The following is a 19396-nucleotide window of genomic DNA, read 5'->3' as shown; positions in this document are numbered from 1 at the left end:
TCTCCGCTCTCCCGGGCGGACCTTAACGATTCCTCAGGTTCGCGGGGCGCTCGACGCCTCGCGTTCGGGGTCGCTCAGAGCGCGACCGAAAGGTACGCCGCCGCGGCCACGGCGAACACGCCGACGGCGAACAGGCCGTAGTTGGCGACGGTGTTGTCCGCGGTCCACAACGAGAGCGTGAACTTCCGGGACGAAAGCGGCCACAGGGGGCGGATGCCGGCCGGCGTGAGCACGTCGGCCAGAAGGTGCGCGAGGATGGTGAGCGCGCCCACGGCGAAGCCGAACGCGCCGAGCGCCGTCGCCGCGGCCTCGGGTTGGCCGGCGTTGCTGGCGAGGAGGTACGCGCCGCCGCCGCCGACGCCGCCGACGAGGGCCGCAAAGAGGACCGTGTGGGTCGGCCCGCGGTGGGAGATGCCGGGGACGCGCATGTCGTAGTCGGGGAGCATCGCCAGCCAGCACATCGCCGCGCCGGCGACGAAGGCGAGTTCCGGGCGGCCGGCCTGCACGAGCGCGAAGCCGACCGGGGCGAACACGAGGAGCGAGACGCCCCAGTGACCGAATCGGTACATCTGGTGTGCCCTCGCGCCCGCGGCGAACAAAACCTTTCGGCCTCCGCGACCGTCAGCGGAGCAATCGTTATCCCCGGTGGCCGCGATTTCCGTCGCATGAGCCAACACCTCTCGTCGTTTCTCTCGGGCCTGTCGGCGCTTGAGGTGACGGCCCTCGTGCTTCTCATCTCGGTCGGCGGCGCGTTCGTCATGGAGAAGGTGGTCATCCGCCTCCTGTTTCAGTACACCAGCCGAACCGAGACCTCGCTCGACAACATCGTCGTCCAAGAGCTTCGGTGGCCTATCGTCGTCACCGTCTCGTTGACCGGTATCTTCCTGTTCTCCAGGGCCCCCGCGGTCGCCGAGGCGCTCGTCGTCGACTCGGCGACGCTCAACGACTTCTTCGGCCTGCCGTCGCTGTCTGTCGGCATCGTCGTCTGGGCGTGGGCGCTCAACCGCCTCGTCAACCGCCTCGTCGAGGCGGTCAAGGACAAGGGCAGTCGCTACGACTTCGCGCCCGTCTTTTCGAACGTCTGGACCATCGTCGTCTCGGTCGGTACCGTCGGCGCGCTGCTGTACATCTGGGGCATCGAAATCACGCCGCTTTTCGCCGGCGCGGGCATCGCCGGCATCGCCGTCGGCTTCGCCGCCAAGGACACCGTCGCCAACTTCTTCGGCGGCATCGCGCTGTACTTCGACGACACCTACAAAATCGGCGACTACGTCGTCCTCGACTCCGGCGAGGCGGGCACCGTCGTCAAGGTCGGCATCCGCTCGACCACGCTTCTCACCCGCGACGAACTGCTCGTGACGGTGCCGAACTCGGTGCTCAACGCCGCGAAAATCATCAACGAGTCCGCGCCGAACCGCCGCCGCCGGCTGAAGGTCCCGGTCGGCGTCGCCTACGGAACCGACGTGGACGAGTTCGAGGAGTTGCTGACCGAACTCGCGCTCGACGAGCCGCTTGTCCTCGACGCGCCGCGTCCGCGGCCGCGGTTCCGCCGGTTCGGCCCCGACGCGCTGGAGTACGAACTCGTCTGTTGGGTCAACAGCCCGCTCAAGCGCGGGAAGGCGACGCACAACCTCAACCGCGAGATATACAAGCGCCTGAACGACGCGGGCATCGGGATTCCGTTCCCCCAGCGAGACGTTCACGTCCACTCGACGGACACCGAAGCGACCCGGCAGTCGCCCGCGGCCGGACTCTCGAACGGTGGGGTCCGGCAACCGGCTCGCACCCCCGACATGGCGAGCGAGGGCACGGCCGACGAAGTCGCGGACGCGGACGCGGAAGCGACGACGGACGAAGACGACAGCGCCGACGACGAGTGAGCGCCCGGAGCCGTCCGCCGCGCCCGCCGGGAGCACCCGCGATGACCGCCCGCCGGGAACGTTAACCGCAGCGCGGCCGTGGCTTGGATATGCTCCAACTCGGTCCCGTGGACGGACTCATCGAGACGTTCGGTCCCTTCGCCATTCCGGCCTTGCTGTTCGTCGCCGGGTTCGTCGGCTACCTCGTGCTCGTCGCGCTCGGGCGGACCGGGCGCGACGAGACCTGAGCCTGCTCCTCGACGACGAGACTACTCCTCGACGGCGATAGTTCCTGTCATGCCGGCGGCTTCGTGAGGCACGCAGTAGTACGCGTGCTTGCCGACCATCTCGAAGGTGTGGACGGAGGACTGGACCGCGCCCTTGCCCTCGCTCCATCCGGTCTCGGCCGCGGTCGAATTCTCGGTCGACTGGCCGTTACAGCCCGCGAATCCCGCGGTAGCGACTGCGAGTTAAAAAATTGTCAGGGCGGCTCAGTCGGCCGTCGCCGACTCGTCGCCGCGGAAGCGGTCCAGCGCCGACTCGAAGTCGCCGTCGTCTTCGACGGTGTCTTCCCACTCTTCGAGGCCGCGCTCGGCGCGGGTCCCCGAGATGGTGTTGTCGAAGAAGAAGGCGATGAGGCCGCCGACGGCCATCCCGGTCGAGCCGATGACGAAGACCGTGTCGGCGACGAGTTGGGTCCCGAGGACGGGGCCCACGAGCGCGACCTGCCGCATCCCCTCGCGGAACGCCGCCGCGCTCTCGACGTTGCCCATGTAGGCGGGGACGGCGAGGCCGGCGAACATGGCGACGCCGACGATGAACACGTTACGGGAGGAGTCGAGGTCGACGTACTTCAGGTTCGAGAGGCCGACGGCGACGATTTGGCCGAACATGGCGACGTAGAGGCCGCCGACGATGGGGTCGGGAATCGTCGCGATGAGCTGTCCGAAGTAGCCGACGAAGCCCATGACGAGCATCACGACTGCGCCGACCTGTACGACGTAGCGGGAGGCAACGCCCGTGAGGCCGATAGCGCCGATGTTCTCGGAGTAGGAGGTCGAGCCGCTACCGCCCATGACGGCCGAGAAGACGTTCATCACGCCCTCCATGCCGATGCCGTGGTTGATGCGGCGCTCGGAGGGCGCGCCGACGCCCGAGAGCCGGGCGACGGCGTGGTAGTCACCGAAGGACTCGACCATCGAGGCCGCGACGCCCGCGAGCATTCCGATGATGAAGGAGGTCGTGAACTGCGGGATGCCGAAGGCGACCGAGCCCACGACGGGGAGCGCGACCGTCGTCGTCCCCGCGCCGCCCGCGAAGCCCCACTGCAAGGGGTAGATGGTCATGAGCGCCGGGGCCTCGACGACCGTCTGGAGGTTCACGTAGCCCGCCGCGCCGGGGGCGATGACGCCCGCGACCGAGAGGCCGGCGGCGACGACGTACGAGACGATGACGCCGAGCAGCACCGGGAACAGCTTGAACGCCGGGTGCGCGGTGTCGAGGTACTGCGAGAACAGGACGATGAGCGCGAGCGTCAGGCCGAGGAGCCACCAGTTGTTGGTCGCCGACGCGACCTGCGGGGCGTTGAAAAGCGACAGCCCGATGAGCGCGATGGTCGGCGCGATGACGACCGGCGAGATGAACTTTCGGAGGCGTCCGAGCAGGCCGAAGTAGCCGACGAACACCTCGACGACGGCCGCGACGATAATCGCGCCCTGCAGTTGCAAGAGGGCGCTCTGCCACGCGACGCCCGACTGGTCGGCCGCCGTCGCGACGCCGATGACGGCGAGCGCCGGCGCGAGCATCGAAAACGGTGCCCCTTGCACGATGGGGTAGCGGTTCCCGAACGTCGTCTGCATCAGCGTCGCGATGCCGGAGACGACGAAGAACGTCCCGACGAACCGCGGCACCACGTCGGCGGGCATACCGAGGGCTCCGGCGAGGATGAGGGGGACGGCGATGTTCGCGCCCACCATAGTGAGGTAGTGTTGGGCGCCGAGAAGGAGAGCGGTCGGAAGGGGTGGTTTGTCGTCGATACCGTACTGCACGAACGAGGAGGGAGAGGAGTCGTCCGTCACGACCATCCCCCCGTGTGTGGTGGTTCGCTCCCGAGCATGGTTGTCCGAGGATTTTGTTCAGACTATATATGTCCTGCTTTTCGCGCGCGTTCGGGGGGTAACGACTTTGTTTCACCGGTTTCATTCGTGACGCGTGACCGACCGACACGGACGTTCGAAGACGGGGAACCGCGACCGGTGGCTGTTCGGTTGGGCGCTGGGCTATGCCGCGGTGGGCGCGTCGTCGCTCGTCGTCCCGCTGTACGCCATCGAACTGGGAGCGAACGCGCTGTTCGTCGGCCTCATCGCCGCGACCGCCGCCTTCGCCGGCGCGCCGGGCGCGGTGCTCTGGGGCCGGCTGGCCGCCCGCGCGAAGCGCAGGCGACCGTTCATCCTCGTCGCGCTCGTGGCGACCGCCGGCGCGCTCTTCCTCACGGCCACCGTGTCGTCGCCGGCCGCGGTCCTCGTCGCCAACGCCCTGTTGTGGTTCGTCGTCGCCGCGGCCGCGCCGGTGTTGAACCTCATCGTCGTCGAGGGCGTCCCGTCGAAGGACTGGGACCGCCGCTTCGGCGTCCTCAACCACTATCAGGGGTACGGCTGGCTCGGCGGCCTCGTCGTCGGCGCGGTCTGGTCGGCGCTGGCCCCGCGCCTGTTCGGTCTCGACGCGCTCGCGGTCCAGCGGCGGTTCCTCGTCGCGGCCGCGGTCGCCGCCGCGCTCGGTGCCGTCCTCGTCCGCGTCTGGTACCCCGAACGCTCGACGCTGTCGGCGCGGCGGTTCGCCCGTGTGTCGGCCAGTATCCGCCGACAGAGCGGCCTCGTCGGGCGTTCGGTCCGCGCGGTCCCGTACGGTCCCTCGCGGCTCTACTGGGCGCTCCAGAGCCTCGACCTCGACGACCTCCGGGCGCGGATGAGTCCCGAACTCCTCCGGTACCTCGCGGCCGCGACGCTGTTCTTCGTCGGCTTCTCGGTCTTCTTCGGGCCGCTGCCCGCGTACCTCGTCGGCTCCGGCCGGTCCGCCGACGAGGTGTTCGCTCTGTTCGTCCTGTCGAGTCTCGGGTCGGCGGTGAGCTACGCGAAGGTCGGCGCGTTCGCGGCGCGACACGACCCCCGTCGCCTCCAGGCCGGCGCGCTGGCGACCCGCGGACTCGCCTTCCCGGCGGTCGCCGTCGTCGGCACGCAGTTCGCGGCGCTCGCCGCGCTCGTCACCCTCGGCGCGACGTTCCTCGTCATCGGCGTCACGTGGGCGGTCATCGCGGTGACGGCGACCGGGATGGTGACGCGACTCGCGCCCGACCGGATTCGCGGGGAGGCCCTCGGCGCGTACACGGCGCTTTCGAGCCTCGGCGGCGGGGTCGGCTCGGCGCTCGGCGGGTTCGTCGCCGACGCCGCCGGCTACGTCGCCGCGTTCGGCCTCGCGGGCGTCGTCGTGGGTTGTGCGCTCGTCGTGGTGGTACTCACCGGCGGGCGGGGCGTCGCGGCGGGAGAGCAGTCGCTCGCCGATTAGGTTCTCGAAAACGAGAGCGGGGCCGGTCGCAGAACGTCCCTACTCGATGGCGTGCACCGGCGAAATCCAGACGACGAGGTCGCCGTCGCGCTTGATGACGCCCTCGATGGAGTCGTCTTTTTCGAGCGGCGGGTCCTCCACGTCGTCCATCGAGACGCGCACGACTTGGTACACCTCGTCGACGAGCCAGCCGGTCGCGGCCTCGTCTTCGAACTTGTTGGGGTCGAAGATGACGATGCGCTTCGACTCGCCCTCGTCGTCGATGCTGAGAAGCGACTTCGGGTTGATGATTGACGTGGTCCGCCCGCGGAGGTCCATCACGCCCTCGACGTAGTCCGGCGCGTTCGGAACCGCCGTGAGCTGGCCCTTGTCGACGATTTCGCTCACGTACTCGATATCGACGCAGTACGTCTCCGGGCCGAGTTGGAATTCCAGCACCTGTACTTCTTCGGCGGAGTCCTCCGCGTCGGTCTCGTCCGCGCTCATCTCGGTCGTGATTGCATCTTGTCGCATGGTCATCCCCGGCGGCGACATCCGCCGCCACCTGTCTGCTTCAGAGTGGTGAGATTCAGCGTATAAAGATACGTACCCGATTATCAGCCGTGATTATCCTCGCCGAGTGTTTATATACCCGATTTCCGAACCTCGGAGGTAGATGAGCGGTCAACGAAACGGCACACTAACGAATCCACCGAGCCCTCGGCGGGGGGGCCACTCGGCGTCGTCGAGTTCCCGCCGACCCGGAACCGCCGGGTGGGGACGATGAGCGCGTCCGCCGGCGCGGAGCCGACTCGCGCGGTCGTCGTCGACGACTCGCGGTTCATGCGGACGCTGATTCGCACGCTCCTCGAAGACGCCGACGTCGAGGTCGTCGCCGAGGCGGCCGACGGCCGCGAGGCGATTTCGGTGGTCGAGGCGAACCGACCGGACGTCGTGACGATGGACATCGAGATGCCCGAGATGAACGGACTCGACGCGGTCGAGGCCATCATGGAGGAGTGTCCGACGCCCGTCCTCATGCTCTCGGCGCACGCCGAGGAGGACGCCGATGTGACGTTCGAGGCGCTCGACCGGGGGGCGGTCGACTTCGTGACGAAGCCGGGCGGCGAGGTCACCTCCGAGATGCCCCGCGTCAAGCGGGAACTGGTCGAGAAGATTCAGTCCGCCGCGGCGGTCGACCTCTCGGCGACGCGCCGGGGCTCCCGGCCGCCGAAGACGGAGCCGAAGTCGACGGCGACCGCGGGGTCGAAACCGGCGTCTTCGGGGGCGACCGGGTCGCTGCCGACCGAGGGCTCGACGCTGATTATCGGCGCGTCCACGGGCGGGCCGAACGTCGTCGAGCGGTTGCTCGCGGCGCTCCCCGAGGAGGCGGGCCTCCGCGTGCTGGTCGTCCAGCACATGCCGGCCGGCTTCACGAAGCGCTTTGCGGCGCGGCTCGACGGCCGCTGTGACTACGAGGTCAAAGAGGCGAGCGACGGCGAGCGAATCGGCCCCGGGCAGATTCGCATCGCACCCGGCGGTTCCCACCTCCTCGTGACCGGCGACCGGGCTGGACGTCTCCGGCTCGAACTCTCCGACGACGAGCCGCTCCACGGCGTCAAGCCGGCTATCGACCTCACGATGGCGTCGGCCGCCGAGGCGGTCGACGCGCCGCTGGCCGGCGTGCTCCTCACCGGCATGGGCCGCGACGGCGTCGAGGGGATGACCCGAATCAAGCGGGCGGGCGGCCACACGGTCGCACAAGACGAATCGACCTCCGCGATCTTCGGAATGCCGAAGCGGGCCATCGAGGCCGGCTGTGTCGACACCGTCTCGGCCGACGGGCGAATCGCAGACGAAGCACTCCGCGGGCTCACTACCTGACCATGGACGAAGAACTCTACCAAGCATTCATCACCGAGAGCGAAGAGAGCATCACGCAGTTGAACAACTCCCTGCTGTCGCTGGAGTCGAACCCGGACGACACCGAGGCCATCGACGACATCTTCCGGCAGGCCCACACGCTGAAGGGGAACTTCGGTGCGATGGGATTCGACAACGCCGCGACGGTCGCCCACGCCGTCGAGGACCTCCTCGACGAGATTCGCCACGAGCGACTCGACGTGACGGCCGAGCGGATGGACCTCGTCTTCGACGGGATGGACCTCATCGTGGAGATTCTCCACGACATCGAGGAGAACGGCGAGTCCACCATCGACCCGACCAACACGGTCGAGGAGATTCGCGCCGCCGTCGAAGACGGAGGTGACGCGGGAAACTCGAACCCGGCGGCGTCTGACGAGGCCGACCGCGAGTCGGTCGACCTCGACTCTCTCGCCGCCGACTGCGTCGACACCGATGCGCTCGATGCGACCACGCTCACCCACGCCCACGTCGAACTCGACGCGGGCCAGATGAAGGGCGTCGACGCCGGCATCTTCCTCAGTAGCATCCCGGAGGAACTCGACGTGGTCGGCGCGAACCCGAACCGCGACGCCATCGAAGACGGCGAGTTCGGCGACGGCTTCGACCTGTTCGTGGCCGAGCGCGACGCCGCCGTCGTCGAAAGCGAACTCGACGGGCTCTGGAAGGTCTCGACGGTCGAGACGACCGACGTGTCCGACGCGCTCGCCGGCGGCGACGAGGCCGCGGACGCCGGCGACACTCCGGCGGCGGAGTCGGATATTGACGCCGGGGTTGACGCCCCGGCATCGGATGGCTCCGACCAGTCCGCTGACGCTGACGGCGCTGTCGACAGTGACAGCGACGCGGCGTCCGACGCACCCAGCGTCGACGACGGGAGCGAAGGAGACGCCGACGAGGCCGAGTCGACCGAGAGCGACGAAGAACCGGAGTCCGGCACGGAGAAGAAAAAAGAGGCCCGCTCCATCTCCGCGGTCAAGTCCGTCCGCGTGGACGTCGACCAGCTCGACGAACTCCACGAACTCGTCGAGCAGTTGGTCACGAGCCGCATCAAGCTCAGAAACGCCATCGACGTGGGCCAGACGACCGCGCTCGACACGCTCGACGAACTGGACAAGATTTCGTCGAACCTCCAGAACACCGTGATGGACATGCGGCTCATCCCGCTGAAGAAGGTGTTCGACAAGTTCCCCCGACTGGTGCGCGACCTCGCCCGCGAGCAGGACAAGCGCGTCTCGTTCAAGGTCGAGGGCGCGGACATCGAACTCGACCGCACCATCCTCGACGAGATTTCCGACCCGCTGATGCACGTCCTCCGGAACGCCGTCGACCACGGCATCGAAGCACCCGACGTGCGCGAGGCAAACGGCAAGTCCCGCACGGGGACCATCAGACTCTCCGCGCGCCGCCAACACGACACCGTCATCGTGACCGTCGAGGACGACGGCGGCGGTATCAACGCCGACGCCGTCCGCGAGAAGGCCGTCGACAAGGGCGTGGCGACCCGCGAGGAGGTAACCCAGATGCCCGACAGCGAGGTGTACGACTACATCTTCCACCCCGGCTTTTCGACCAACGACGAAATCACGGACGTGTCCGGCCGCGGCGTCGGCATGGACGTGGTGAAGACGACCGTCGAATCGCTCGACGGCTCGGTGTCGGTCGAGAGCGAACCCGGCGAGGGAAGCACGTTCAACATCCGGCTGCCGGTGTCGGTCGCCATCATCAAGGTGCTTTTCGTGCAGGTCGAAGACCGCGAGTTCGGCGTCCCCATCAAGTACATCGACGAGATAAGCCGGCGCGACCGCGTCCAGACGGTCAGCGGCGCGGAGGTCATCGTCCACGAGGAGACTATCTTCCCGCTGATTCGGCTCCGCGAGGCGCTCGAAATCGACTCGCCCGAACCCGACGACGGCATGGTGGTCCGCATCCGTCCCGACGACAGACAGGTCGCGCTACACTGTGACGGCGTGACGAAACAGGAGGAAGTCGTCGTGACGCCCCTACAAGGACCGCTGTCGGGCGTCGGCGGGCTGTCGGGAACGGCCGTCATCGGCGACGGCAACGTCATTCCGATTCTGGACGTCTCGACGCTCGAACTCCCCGCCGACGGCCAGCAGGCGATGCGCGAGTTCGACCCGAGCCAGCTCCCCGACACCGCCGAGGAGGCGGCCGACTGATGCCCTCGTCGGCGACCGACGACCCGGCGTTCGCCCGGCTCTTGGACTACATCGAAGACTCCCTGCAGTTCCAGACGAGTTCGTACAACGACGCCTACCTCGACCGCCGAATCTCCGCGCGGATGCGGCGGCGACGTGTCGACGACTACGGGTCGTACCACAACCTCCTCACCGACGACGAGGAAGAACAGCAGGCGCTCCTCGACGCGCTGTCAGTCAACGTGACGAGCTTCTTCCGCAACCCCGAGGTGTGGGAGGCACTCCGCGAGGTGCTCCGCGACCTGAGTTCGCGGGGGAGCCGCCACGACCCCATCAAGATCTGGAGCGCGGCCTGCTCGGACGGCCGCGAGGCCTACTCGCTGGCGATGCTCGCCCACGACGACGACCGCGTCGACGAGCGCCGCATCGAAATCGTCGGCACGGACATCAAACGCGAGATTCTCCGCGCCGCCAGGGCGGGTGAGTACCGCGCCTCCGAGACCAACGACGTGGCCGAACAGCTCGACCCCATCGGCCGCTGGGAGCGCTTCGTCGACCGCGACGACGACACCTTCCGGGTGAAAGACGCCGTCACCGACATGGTCCGCTTCGAGCGACGCGACCTCATCCGCGAGGAGCCGCCGGGGACGTTCGACCTCGTCGTCTGCCGGAACCTGTTCATCTACATCAACGCCGAGTCGAAGCGGGCGGTCTTCGAGACGCTCGGCTCCGCGCTGAAGCCGGACGGGTACCTCACCATCGGCATGACAGAGACCATCCCGCCGACGTGTAGACAGCAGTTCGACCCCGTCGAGAAACGACTCCGCATCTACCGCGCGAGCGACGCCGCGGTCGGGAGGTGAGCGATGAAACCCGGTGAGCAAAAACTCGGAGACACCCGCGGGCGGTTCCTCCAAGTCATCAAGAACGGCCGGGAGATACACGACGTCGACTGGACGAGCGGCCGAATTCTGCTTTCGAACAGGCGGCTCATTCTCGCGGGGACGGGCGGCAAGCGGACGATTCAGCTCTCGAAGATACAGGAGTTCGGCGGCCGGTACGACGTGAACCAGCGCATCGCGACCGTCTCCGACTACTTCAGCGTCCACATCCCGTCGGGCGTCGTCCTGCTCGCGCCCGTCGACTACGACGAGTTCGAGACGGACTTCTTCGGGGCGCTCCTCAACACCGAGCAGTTCCTCGCGCGACATCCCGCAGTCGCCGGCGGCGTCGTCCAGAACACCGAGTGGGAAAAGTCCCGGCTCAAAGTCGAAGACGAGGCCGTGAGCATGGCGACCGTCGGCGGCAAGTTCGTCGAGGTCCGCCTCGACGACATCGGCGACGTGAAGACCGGCGAGCGAACCATCGTCGACAAACACCGGAGCGTCATCGAGGTCGAACACTCCGACGACGAGGGGACGAGCCTCCAGACGTACATCTCCGGCTCCGACCGCGCCGTCAGCTTCCTCTACACGCTCCTCCGCGAGGGCGAGGAGCTTTCCGAGACCTCTATCGAACTGAGCGAGACGGACAAACAGGTCCTCACGGCGCTGTACTCCGGCGTCTCCCCGTTCGACATCCCCAGCTTCCTCGGGCTCGACGTGGACGAGGTCGAGGAACTCTTCCAGCGGCTCATCGACCACAACGTCGTCGAGGAGATTCGCGTGCGCCACGAGGTGCAACTCAACGCCCGCGGCCGCAGCATCGCCTCCGACGCCATCAACGAACAGTAGTCAGCACTCGGTTTTTCCCGGGGAACTCGCCGGACGAGAGCGACGCGTCGCGCTCGTCAGTCGTCGCTCGCGCGCCGAGAGGCGCGTTCGAGTGCGATTCCGGCGAAGAGACCACCCAACCAGAGCCCGCCCAAGAGAACCATTCCCCGAACGCGCCCGCCGGGTTCGAGGTGCAGGCCGTACGCCGCGAGGATTGGTAAGAGGGCGCTCAAGACGCCGACTATCGTGTACCAGAAGTGGTCGTTCGGTCCGGACCACCGCCAGCGGTACGCGGGAAACGCGGCGTACCCGAAGCCGGCGATTGTGTACGTGAGAAGGAGAGCGACCCCAACCCAGACCGCACCGTGTCGGAAGCCGAATGAGTAGCTGACCGCGCTCCCGACTCCCAGACCGAAGAGCGACGAGGCCCACGTTCGCATAGAAACAGAATCAATTGCACCGTTGATAGTTCTCCCCGGTCGCCGGTCGACTCCGGTTTCGGGAGAAACGCCCGCTCTCAGACGTTCACGTCTTCGATTTCTTCGTTGACGACGAACCGTCCCTGCGGTGTCAGCGAGGTCGGAAGCTCGTCGTCGCCGATGAGTTCCTCCTCGTGGAGCTTCTCCAGTTCCGCGTCGAGGACTTCCTCTTCGACGCCGAGGAGTTCGCTGAAGTCGACTTCCGCGGCCATCTCGCCGGCGGAGTACAGTCCGACGAGGACTTCGAGGCCCTGTTCCGTGACCTCGACGTTTCGGACGCCGGACTTTATCCAGTGGTAGACGAGTCGGAGGTAGCGCCCGAGGATGTTCATCTTCCGACGCGAGTCGAGCGTTATCTCGGAGGTAACCGTCTGACCCTGCTTGACGTGCTGGACCGAAAGCACCAGCCGCGTTTCGCCGTCGACGGTCCGCTCGAGCACCTCGAAGAAGATGACGCTCGCGAGGTCGATGTGGAACGGGTCGCCGTTCTCCGTGAGCGGGCCGTCGTCGTCGGGGAACGTGACGGCCTCGTAGTCGAGGTGGAGGCCGGAGGGTTGTCGCTCCGTGTCGAGGACGCGCCCGCCGATGCGGGCCGGGTGGGTGACCTGCGCGCGCGAGCCGTTGAGCGCCGCGCGGAACAGCAACAGCGAGAACTTCTCGATGGTATCTCGGTCGCCGCCGATGACGGTCGTCCGGCGCTGGCGGCCGATAATGTAGCCGACCATCACCGTGTAGTCGAAGAACTCCTCGACCTCCGGGGGGACCTGCCCGACGGCGATGTCGAAGATGGAGGTGATGGGGATGACGGTCTTGGCCTTCGACGTGGCGAGGATAAGCCGGCGCTGGCTCATCAGGACGCGGCCCTTGACGGGCTCGAACGAGGCGTTGCCGCCGGCGACGAAGTTAGCGACGAAGTCGACGACGATGGACTCGCCGTCGCTGGTCTGTTTTTCCGTCTGTCTCTTCGAGCGCGCCCGCTCTTGTTCCTCGCGTTCGTCCGACGGTTCGGACTTCTTCCGGCGGTACGCCTGTAGGAGGTCGCTTTTCGCCACGTCGCCCCCCTCGGGCGCGCGGGAACGGGCCTCCTGTGGGGTCTGTTCGCCTGCCGCGTCTGGCATCGAATCTCGGGTCTGTTGTCCGTCTTCAGTCATATACTAATCAGCGCTCCTGCGAGCGACGAGGTGGCGACCGCCATCAGGGAGCCCACCCAGACGAGCATCACGAAGTGCAGGTAGGCGTTCGCCTTGTGTCCGCCGTCGACCATCCGAATCATGAGCGACGACAGGAGGGCGTTAAACAGGATGATGAGCGTCAGCATGTACTCGATGAAGGGCACGTCGTAGACGCCCGCGTAGATGAGCGTCCCGAACTGGAGGCTGTCGAGGTTCATCTGCGTCGAGAAGGACGCCAGAATCTCGACGACTTCCAGTCCGATGAAGAACGCGAACGACGCGGAGGCCGTGATGCCGTAGAGGACGCCGATGAGGGTGACCGTCGACTGCTTTCGCTGTCGGCGGAGCTTGATTATCTCGTTCATGTTACGGCTGATGAGTTCGCCGAGGAGCTTCGGTTTGCCACCCATCGACCGGCCGACGTTGTACATCTCGGAGAACTTCTGGACGAGATAGGAGTTCGTCTCCGCGGTGAAGAAGAACCACGACCGGTCGGGGTCGAGCCGCATCCGAAGCCGCGTGTACAGCCGCGATATCTCCCGCGAGAGGACGCCGAAGTCCTTCGTCTTGAGCGTCTTCAGGACGGCCGTGGTCGTGCTCTGTTTCGCCGTCTCGGACGCCCCGAGCGCGCGGATGAACCCGGGGTACTCCTCGTCGCGCTCGCCGATGCGTTTCTCGTGGCGGCGCGCGACGATGCCGGGGACCGCAAGCGGCGTCAGCGGCGTCGAGATGAGGAGTGGAATCGGGAGTTCCATCATGATGGGCCGGACCGTCTCACCGACGACGGTCAGGTTGAACGTGCCCAACGCGAGCACGAGGACCATCGTGATAGAGAGGCCGACCGCGCCGTACAGCGTGATGTCTATCTGCCGGTCCGCCTTCGTCCGGTACTCGCGCTGGTGGAACCACAGCGGGTCGTACGGCGACATCGTCCGGATGACGAAGTAGAACCCCAACTGCACGAAGACGAAGAGTACGATGACCGCGCCGATGGTCATCGTCGCGTCGGTCCCCGTCAGGATGGGGAGGACGATGGCGTTGATGATGGCGAAGGTCATCGACAGAATCATCGAGAGATAGAGGTCCTTCATGACCTCCAGGTTCCCGAGCGCGCTCTCGTAGACGGTGATGTACTTCTGAATCATCGCGTTCTGCTCGCCGAGGAGGAAGTCGTCGATGCTCTGGCCGGCGTTGATGGAGTACGCGAGCCTGTCGAGGAAGTCGGCGAGTGGCTTCGACGGGACCTCTCGGGCCCGGCGCTGACAGGCGTCGTCGAGCGACTGGTTCCACGCGTCGACGAGCTGGACGATGCGGTTCATCTCGGTCGCTAGCTCGCCGTACTCCTCCTCGCGCGCGAGCGTTCGAAACACGGCGACACGGTCGATGTTCGTCGTCGAGAGCACGGTCATGTGCGTGATGAGGAGGTGGAGTTGGTTCTCTAAGCTGCGGCGCGTCTGCTCGACGAGGAGCCGCGGGTAGAGGACGGCCCCGCCCAACAGCAACACGCCGAGGAGGAACACGGGGATGCGGACGAGAAGGGGAAGCGGGAGCGCGATGGCGCCGGCCAGAGAGAGCATGAAGAACACGATGGCGGGGCCGAGCACCGCGAGCAGGTACCGCGGCAGCGCCATCGGCATCTTCTCGTAGGACTCGACGATGTCGCTGATGAAGTCCCGAACCTGCACCGCCTGCATCGACGCGCTCTGTTCCCCTGCCATCTCGCTACACCCTCGCCATGTCGAACGGCAGTCCCTCGACGCCGTCGCGTTGGTAGTCCTCGATGAGTTCGTTCACCTCGTGGTAGCCGAGGACGTTCTCCTGAATCGCCCGGCGGACGAGTTCGGCGCGGAACTGGATGTCGTCGTATATCTTCCGCGTGTCGTCGTAACCGAGGAGCGTCGCGACCTTCTGTTCCATGATGAAGGAGTTGTTCATCCCCTGGAAGATGATCTCGTCTTGGACGGGGTCCCAGTAGAACGCCTCGCGGGTGACGACGCCGCCCATCTCCTTCGAGTAGCCCTCGATTTCCTGCACGCTCGTCACTCGGCGCAGGATGTCGTTGCCCCGGCGGACGCGGTTCTGGAACAGCGCGATGTCGCAGTTGTCCATGAACGTCTCGGGGACGTTGATGGGGTCGCCGGTGAAACGCTGAATCATCGAGACGATGTCGGACGCGTGGAACGTGAGCATCACCGGGTGGCCGGTCTGGGCCGCCTGGAACGCCATGCGCCCCTCCTCGCCACGGACCTCCCCCACGATGATGTAGTCGGGGCGAGAGCGGAGCGCGGCCGCGACGAGGTCGAACATGTCGACTTCGGAGTCGGAGCCGCGGCCCTCGCGGGTGAGGAGCTGCTGCCACGTGTCGTGCGGCGGGAGCACCTCGGCGGTGTCCTCCGCGGTGTAAATCTTCGAGTCCTGCGGGATGAACGAGAGGATGGCGTTGAGCGTCGTCGTCTTCCCCGATGCCGTCTCGCCGACCACGAAGATGGTTCGCTCGTTCTCCAGCGCGATCCAGAGGTACGCGGCCAGTTCGGGTGAGAGCGTCCCCCACTTGGCGATTTGGAACACCGAAAGCGGCACGTCGTCGCCCTGACGGATGGTGAGCGACGACCCCTTCAGCGACACGTCGTCGGAGTAGATGATGTTGATACGCGAGCCGTCGGGGAGCGTGGAGTCCACGATGGGGTGGGCGTCGGAGACGGGGTCGCCGATGCGTTCGCCCATGTTGCGGAGCCAGTTATCGAACTGCTCCGTGCTGTCGAACTCGACGCTCGTCTCCAGCAGGCCGAACGTCCCGTGGTCGACGTCGACCTGGCTGGGGCCGATGACGTGAATGTCCTCGTTCTCCGGGTCGCGCATGATGGGTTCGAGCGGCCCGAGGCCGACGATGTCGCGGACGAGTCGGTACTGTATCTTGTCGTAGGTCGTCTGGGAGACCTCGATGCCGGCCACGTCGAGCCGCTTGGCAACCGAGCCGAGCGGCCCGCGGTCGTCGCCCTCGATGTGGACGATTTCGGAGAGCAACTCCTCGATGCGCTCTTCGTAGTCGGCGCTTTCTTCGGGCGCCGGCTTCGAGACGCTGCGTTCGAGCAGTTTGTCCTTGACCCGGCCGAACACCTCGAGTTCGTCGTCGTCCATCTCGGGTTCGATGGTGTAGTACTTCGTCGTCTCGCCGAAGTTGCCGTACACCTGGCAGAACACGGGGCCGCCCAGCGGGTAGATGATGTTCGGACGCCGGGACTCGTAGTCGCCCGGCTCGTCGACGAGCATCGGAAACTCGCCGGTGATCTGTCGGAACCGCTTGAGGTGGTCCCGCAGGTGCGGCCACTGCATCGCGAGGCGCTTGAGGTCGTCCGACAGCCTGGCGGAGCCGTGTTCGCTCGCCATCTACGCCACGCTCCTCGATTCGATGACGAGCCCGATTCCCGACCGGACCGAGAAGCCGACGCGGTCGCCGACCTGCTGGCCCATCCCCGCGAAGCGCTTCACGAAGATGTTCCGTCGGACGTCGTTTCCGACCTCCACCATCTCCAGTTCGAAGTAGACGTCGGCGATAGAGCGGAACGGACCGATAGACCCCTCGTCGACCGACGACGGGTCGACGGTGATGATGATGGTCTTGCCCTTCGTCGTCAGCTCGCGGAAAAACGAGATGATTTCGAGGGCGGCCTGCCGCTCGTCGTTCTGCCGGACCAGCGCCTCGAACTGCGGGTCGTTGCGCAGGATGGCGTCGAACGTGTCGATGATGATGACGTCGGCGTCCCAGAGTGTCTCGGCGTCCATCAGCCGCCGGAGGAGCTGCTTGCGCTCCTTCTGGCTGCTGCCGCCAGAGAGCGCGCCACTGCTGTCGATTTCGGCCTGGAGGAACAGGATTCGCTCGTCGAGCAGATGCTTGACGATGTCGTACGAAAGCGAGTGCATCTGGTCGAGGAAGCCGCGGACGCCCAGTTCGGTCGAGACGAGCGTCACCACCGTTTCCTCGTCGCAGAAGCCGTAGCTGAATCGCTGCGACAGCACGCTTTTTCCGGCGCCGTAGTCCCCTTCGATGAGGACGATTGCACCCTTGGGGATGCCGCCGCCGAGTTCCTTTTCGAGACGGTCGTGCCCGGATAGCCCGAGAGAGAATTGACTGCTCATGATACGCGGAATTCGAACACCTCTTCGTCACCGTCGACGACGACGGTCATCCGGTAGTCGCCCGAGCTCAACGCGATGTCCGTCACCGTGAGTTCGATGACGTTGCTCGGCCGCCACTCGGTGCCGTCGACGACGTTCACCGTGACGTTGGTCTGGTACTGTCCACCGACGATGATATCGAAGCCGCCGCTGGTCGCCGGGAGCGTCCTGAGGCCGGTGTTCTTGACGTATATCGAGAGGTTGTCGTTCGCACCGTCGTAGACGCCCGCCTGCGGGTCGCTTATCACTTCGATGTCGGTTCTGATCTCCGTGCTCACGTCGCCGCCGCGCTCGTCGAGCGAACTGCTGATGCCGGTCACGGTGTCGATGAGGACGCCCGAGACGCCGGCGGCGACGACGATACTGGCGATGAACAGGATGAGGCTCGGAACGGAGATGTCTGCCATTTAGTTCACCGCCCCCGTGGCGGCGACGCCGCTTCCGGTAACCACTTTCACGCGTGCGGGCGTGGGGTCGGCGTCGACGACGAGACTGAGATTCTCGCCGGCGTACCAGAGGTCGGTGCCGGCGTCGCCGTCGACGGTCGCGTTGGCCGCCGGCACGTCGACGTAGGTGTTGTCGACGAGCAAGGTGGTCTCGCTGACCGAGAGCGTCTCCGAGCCGGCGTTCGTCAGGTTCACCGTGAGGCTCTCGTTGCCCGCGTCGTAGGTCGCGTTCGTGACGGCGATGTCCGTGTTCGTCCGTTCGAGGGCCCGCTCCGCGTCGGCGTCCTGCGCTTCGAGCACGTTCTCCGACGCGTTCGACGTCGCTGTGTACAGCGTCCCCGTGGCCACGAGGACGCCGAGGAAGATGACGGCGGTCGAGCCACTAACACCGAATCCCATCGAATCTCCTCCCGTAGGCGACTAACTCCTCGTACAGTTGGCCCCGCGGGACGTCCTCCGCGAGTCGGCAGACGTACGCGAGACTCGTCTGGTGGTCGTCGATGCGGAGTTCGCCCCCGTCGGCGTCAGCGACCGACGGCGAAATCTGTCCGACGTGGGCGTTCAGTTCGCTCTCGACGGCGCGCGATATCCAGTCCTGCTCCCGATACTGGCGGAGCGCGCGCGACGCGCCGAGCGCGCCGCCGACCGCGACGAGGTGTTCGACCCACTCGAGGACGAGTACTTCGGAGACGTAGTTCGACGGGAGAGCCGCCAAGTAGGCGTCGGACTCCTCGACCGCCGCGGACGGCTCGGGTTCGGTGGCCGCGTCGTCCTCGTCGTCGGCCGAAAGCTCGTCTTTGGCCATCGCCGCGGTGGCGTACTCCGCCTCTAGCTCGTCGAGCGTCTTGCGGACGTCACCGTCGGCGTCTTCGACCTTGGGTTCGGACGGTTCGTCGCTCGGGTCGTCGGCCTCGTTGGCGACCGCTTCGAACTCGTCTTCGATGCCGTCGACCGGCTCGTCTTCGAACCCGTCTTCGATGCCGTCGACCGGCTCGTCTTCGAACCCGTCTTCGAGGTCGACCGCCGCGTCGGCGAGGTCCGTTTCGGCGTCGTCAGCCTCCGCTTCGTCCGTCTCTGCTTCGTCCGCCTCCGCTTCGTCTTCTTCGTCCCAGCCGCCGCCCTCCTCGTACTGCTCTTTGAGGTCGTCGAAACTCGCGCCGCCCGCGGCACCCGAGTCGTCGGCCTCGGCAGCCTCTTCGTCGCCGTCGCCGTCGTCGAGGGCGTCCGCGGGACTCTCGCGTTCCGCTTCCACGAGTTCGTCTTCCGCGGCGAGTTCCGCTTCCTTCGCGCCCTCCTCGGCGTCGAGTTCGCCGAAGTCGTCGTCGAAGAACGACTCTGCATCGGCGTTCGCCACGTCTGGGTCGAGGTGCTCTTCGTCCTCGGCCTCCGCCTCGAAGAGGCCGAACGACCCACCCCCGCCGTCGAGGCCGCCCATCTCGCGGGCGTCGTCGACGAACGGGTTGATGCCGCGGGTGACCATCTCGTAGATGTCGAGTAGTTTGCGAATCGTGTCGTCGAGCTCTTCGACGGTCTCACCGATCTGTTTGTTCTCTTCGCGGACGGTGTTCATCCCCGACGAGATGGCGCTTACTTCGTTCTCGAGTTCGCCGACGCGATCTTCGAGCTCTGCGAGTTCCTCGCTGTTGTCGTCGTCGAATCCGCCGAAATCGTCATCGTCGAATCCGTCGTCGAGGTCGTCGCCGAAGTCACCAAACTCGTCGGAGAGGTCGTCTATCCCCTCCTCGAATCCAAGTCCATCGTCTGATGACATGTGTTGTTCTTCCGTCTCCGTTTTGTCCCCGGCGTCAGCCGTGTCTTCGTCGTTCTGCCACTCCATCATGCTCGCAGCGAGCACCTCGGTACCGTTTGCGGGGCGCTTCGTTCGAGCGACGGCCTGTCACCCGGCCGAGCGGCGGACCGGCCGGGGCGG

18 protein-coding genes and 1 pseudogene are annotated in these 19396 nt (G+C 66.3%); 7 read left to right on the top strand and 12 right to left on the bottom strand.

The window, feature by feature from the left end; genetic code table 11:
• Positions 1 to 74 precede the first annotated feature (74 nt).
• The gene (locus BN984_RS12665; protein ID WP_049968369.1) at positions 75 to 569 is read right to left on the bottom strand and encodes a metal-dependent hydrolase; all 495 of its coding nucleotides are present in this window, start codon (positions 567 to 569) and stop codon (positions 75 to 77) included.
• A 96-nt stretch (positions 570 to 665) separates the two neighbouring features.
• Here BN984_RS12665 and BN984_RS12660 point away from each other — a divergent pair, with 96 nt between their 5' ends.
• Both BN984_RS12660 and BN984_RS19780 read left to right on the top strand, forming a co-directional pair.
• Positions 666 to 1880: a mechanosensitive ion channel family protein gene (locus tag BN984_RS12660; RefSeq protein ID WP_008092935.1), complete on the top strand. Its 1215-nt coding sequence runs from the start codon at positions 666 to 668 to the stop codon at positions 1878 to 1880.
• A gap of 89 nt (positions 1881 to 1969) precedes the next feature.
• Positions 1970 to 2107: a hypothetical protein gene (locus BN984_RS19780; RefSeq protein ID WP_008092934.1), complete on the top strand. Its 138-nt coding sequence runs from the start codon at positions 1970 to 1972 to the stop codon at positions 2105 to 2107.
• Positions 2108 to 2128: 21 nt separating this feature from the next.
• On the opposite strand, the pseudogene BN984_RS19970 reads toward BN984_RS19780, so the two are convergent.
• Positions 2129 to 2281 (bottom strand): annotated as a pseudogene (locus BN984_RS19970) (plastocyanin/azurin family copper-binding protein); the annotation flags it as partial.
• A gap of 69 nt (positions 2282 to 2350) precedes the next feature.
• Positions 2351 to 3943, bottom strand: coding sequence for a uracil-xanthine permease family protein (locus tag BN984_RS12655; protein ID WP_049968368.1), 1593 nt, complete (start codon positions 3941 to 3943; stop codon positions 2351 to 2353).
• A gap of 127 nt (positions 3944 to 4070) precedes the next feature.
• Here BN984_RS12655 and BN984_RS12650 point away from each other — a divergent pair, with 127 nt between their 5' ends.
• A complete protein-coding gene (locus BN984_RS12650) occupies positions 4071 to 5420 on the top strand; it encodes an MFS transporter (protein ID WP_049968367.1) in 1350 nt (449 codons plus the stop codon).
• Between the two features lie 39 nt (positions 5421 to 5459).
• On the opposite strand, the gene BN984_RS12645 is transcribed toward BN984_RS12650, so the two are convergent.
• Entirely contained in the window at positions 5460 to 5933 is a 474-nt protein-coding gene (locus BN984_RS12645) for a chemotaxis protein CheW (protein WP_042662095.1), read from the bottom strand.
• A gap of 249 nt (positions 5934 to 6182) precedes the next feature.
• On the opposite strand from BN984_RS12645, the gene BN984_RS12640 reads away from it, so the two are divergent.
• The 4 genes from BN984_RS12640 to BN984_RS12625 are packed head-to-tail and all read left to right on the top strand — an operon-like array spanning position 6183 to position 11214.
• Positions 6183 to 7283, top strand: coding sequence for a protein-glutamate methylesterase/protein-glutamine glutaminase (locus BN984_RS12640; RefSeq protein WP_049968624.1), 1101 nt, complete (start codon positions 6183 to 6185; stop codon positions 7281 to 7283).
• A 2-nt stretch (positions 7284 to 7285) separates the two neighbouring features.
• On the top strand, positions 7286 to 9502 hold the full coding sequence (locus BN984_RS12635; protein ID WP_049968366.1) for a chemotaxis protein CheA: 2217 nt from the start codon (positions 7286 to 7288) through the stop codon (positions 9500 to 9502).
• The gene (locus BN984_RS12630; RefSeq protein WP_049968365.1) at positions 9502 to 10344 is read left to right on the top strand and encodes a CheR family methyltransferase; all 843 of its coding nucleotides are present in this window, start codon (positions 9502 to 9504) and stop codon (positions 10342 to 10344) included. Before BN984_RS12635 ends, BN984_RS12630 begins: the two co-directional genes overlap by 1 nt.
• A gap of 3 nt (positions 10345 to 10347) precedes the next feature.
• Positions 10348 to 11214, top strand: coding sequence for a CheF family chemotaxis protein (locus BN984_RS12625; protein ID WP_008092927.1), 867 nt, complete (start codon positions 10348 to 10350; stop codon positions 11212 to 11214).
• 56 nt (positions 11215 to 11270) lie between these two features.
• Here the strand turns inward: BN984_RS12625 and BN984_RS12620 are convergent, their stop codons facing one another.
• The 8 genes from BN984_RS12620 to BN984_RS12585 form a co-directional block, all read right to left on the bottom strand.
• Positions 11271 to 11633, bottom strand: coding sequence for a hypothetical protein (locus BN984_RS12620; RefSeq protein ID WP_008092926.1), 363 nt, complete (start codon positions 11631 to 11633; stop codon positions 11271 to 11273).
• 77 nt (positions 11634 to 11710) lie between these two features.
• Complete coding sequence (locus BN984_RS12615; RefSeq protein ID WP_181950712.1) at positions 11711 to 12724, bottom strand: CheF family chemotaxis protein; 1014 nt, start codon at positions 12722 to 12724, stop codon at positions 11711 to 11713.
• Positions 12725 to 12819: 95 nt separating this feature from the next.
• On the bottom strand, positions 12820 to 14562 hold the full coding sequence (gene flaJ, locus BN984_RS12610) for an archaellar assembly protein FlaJ (protein ID WP_049968364.1): 1743 nt from the start codon (positions 14560 to 14562) through the stop codon (positions 12820 to 12822).
• Between the two features lie 4 nt (positions 14563 to 14566).
• Entirely contained in the window at positions 14567 to 16231 is a 1665-nt protein-coding gene (locus BN984_RS12605) for a type II/IV secretion system ATPase subunit (protein ID WP_004977357.1), read from the bottom strand.
• Positions 16232 to 16981 (bottom strand): ATPase domain-containing protein, encoded by a 750-nt coding sequence (locus tag BN984_RS12600; RefSeq protein ID WP_004970800.1) that lies wholly within the window; start codon positions 16979 to 16981, stop codon positions 16232 to 16234.
• A complete protein-coding gene (locus tag BN984_RS12595) occupies positions 16978 to 17427 on the bottom strand; it encodes a CARDB domain-containing protein (RefSeq protein ID WP_004977358.1) in 450 nt (149 codons plus the stop codon). Before BN984_RS12595 ends, BN984_RS12600 begins: the two co-directional genes overlap by 4 nt.
• Positions 17428 to 17865, bottom strand: coding sequence for a fla cluster protein FlaF (locus BN984_RS12590; RefSeq protein WP_008092920.1), 438 nt, complete (start codon positions 17863 to 17865; stop codon positions 17428 to 17430). It abuts the gene before it with no gap.
• Positions 17849 to 19321 carry a flagella accessory protein C gene (locus BN984_RS12585; RefSeq protein WP_181950699.1) on the bottom strand — a complete coding sequence of 491 codons (1473 nt, stop codon included), beginning with the start codon at positions 19319 to 19321 and terminating at the stop codon, positions 17849 to 17851. The genes BN984_RS12590 and BN984_RS12585 overlap by 17 nt, the downstream gene beginning before the upstream one ends.
• Positions 19322 to 19396 lie beyond the last annotated feature (75 nt).

It is taken from the genome of Haloferax prahovense, from assembly GCF_000723845.1.
Taxonomy (GTDB): domain Archaea; phylum Halobacteriota; class Halobacteria; order Halobacteriales; family Haloferacaceae; genus Haloferax; species Haloferax prahovense.
This window is presented reverse-complemented; position numbering and strand designations above follow the sequence as displayed.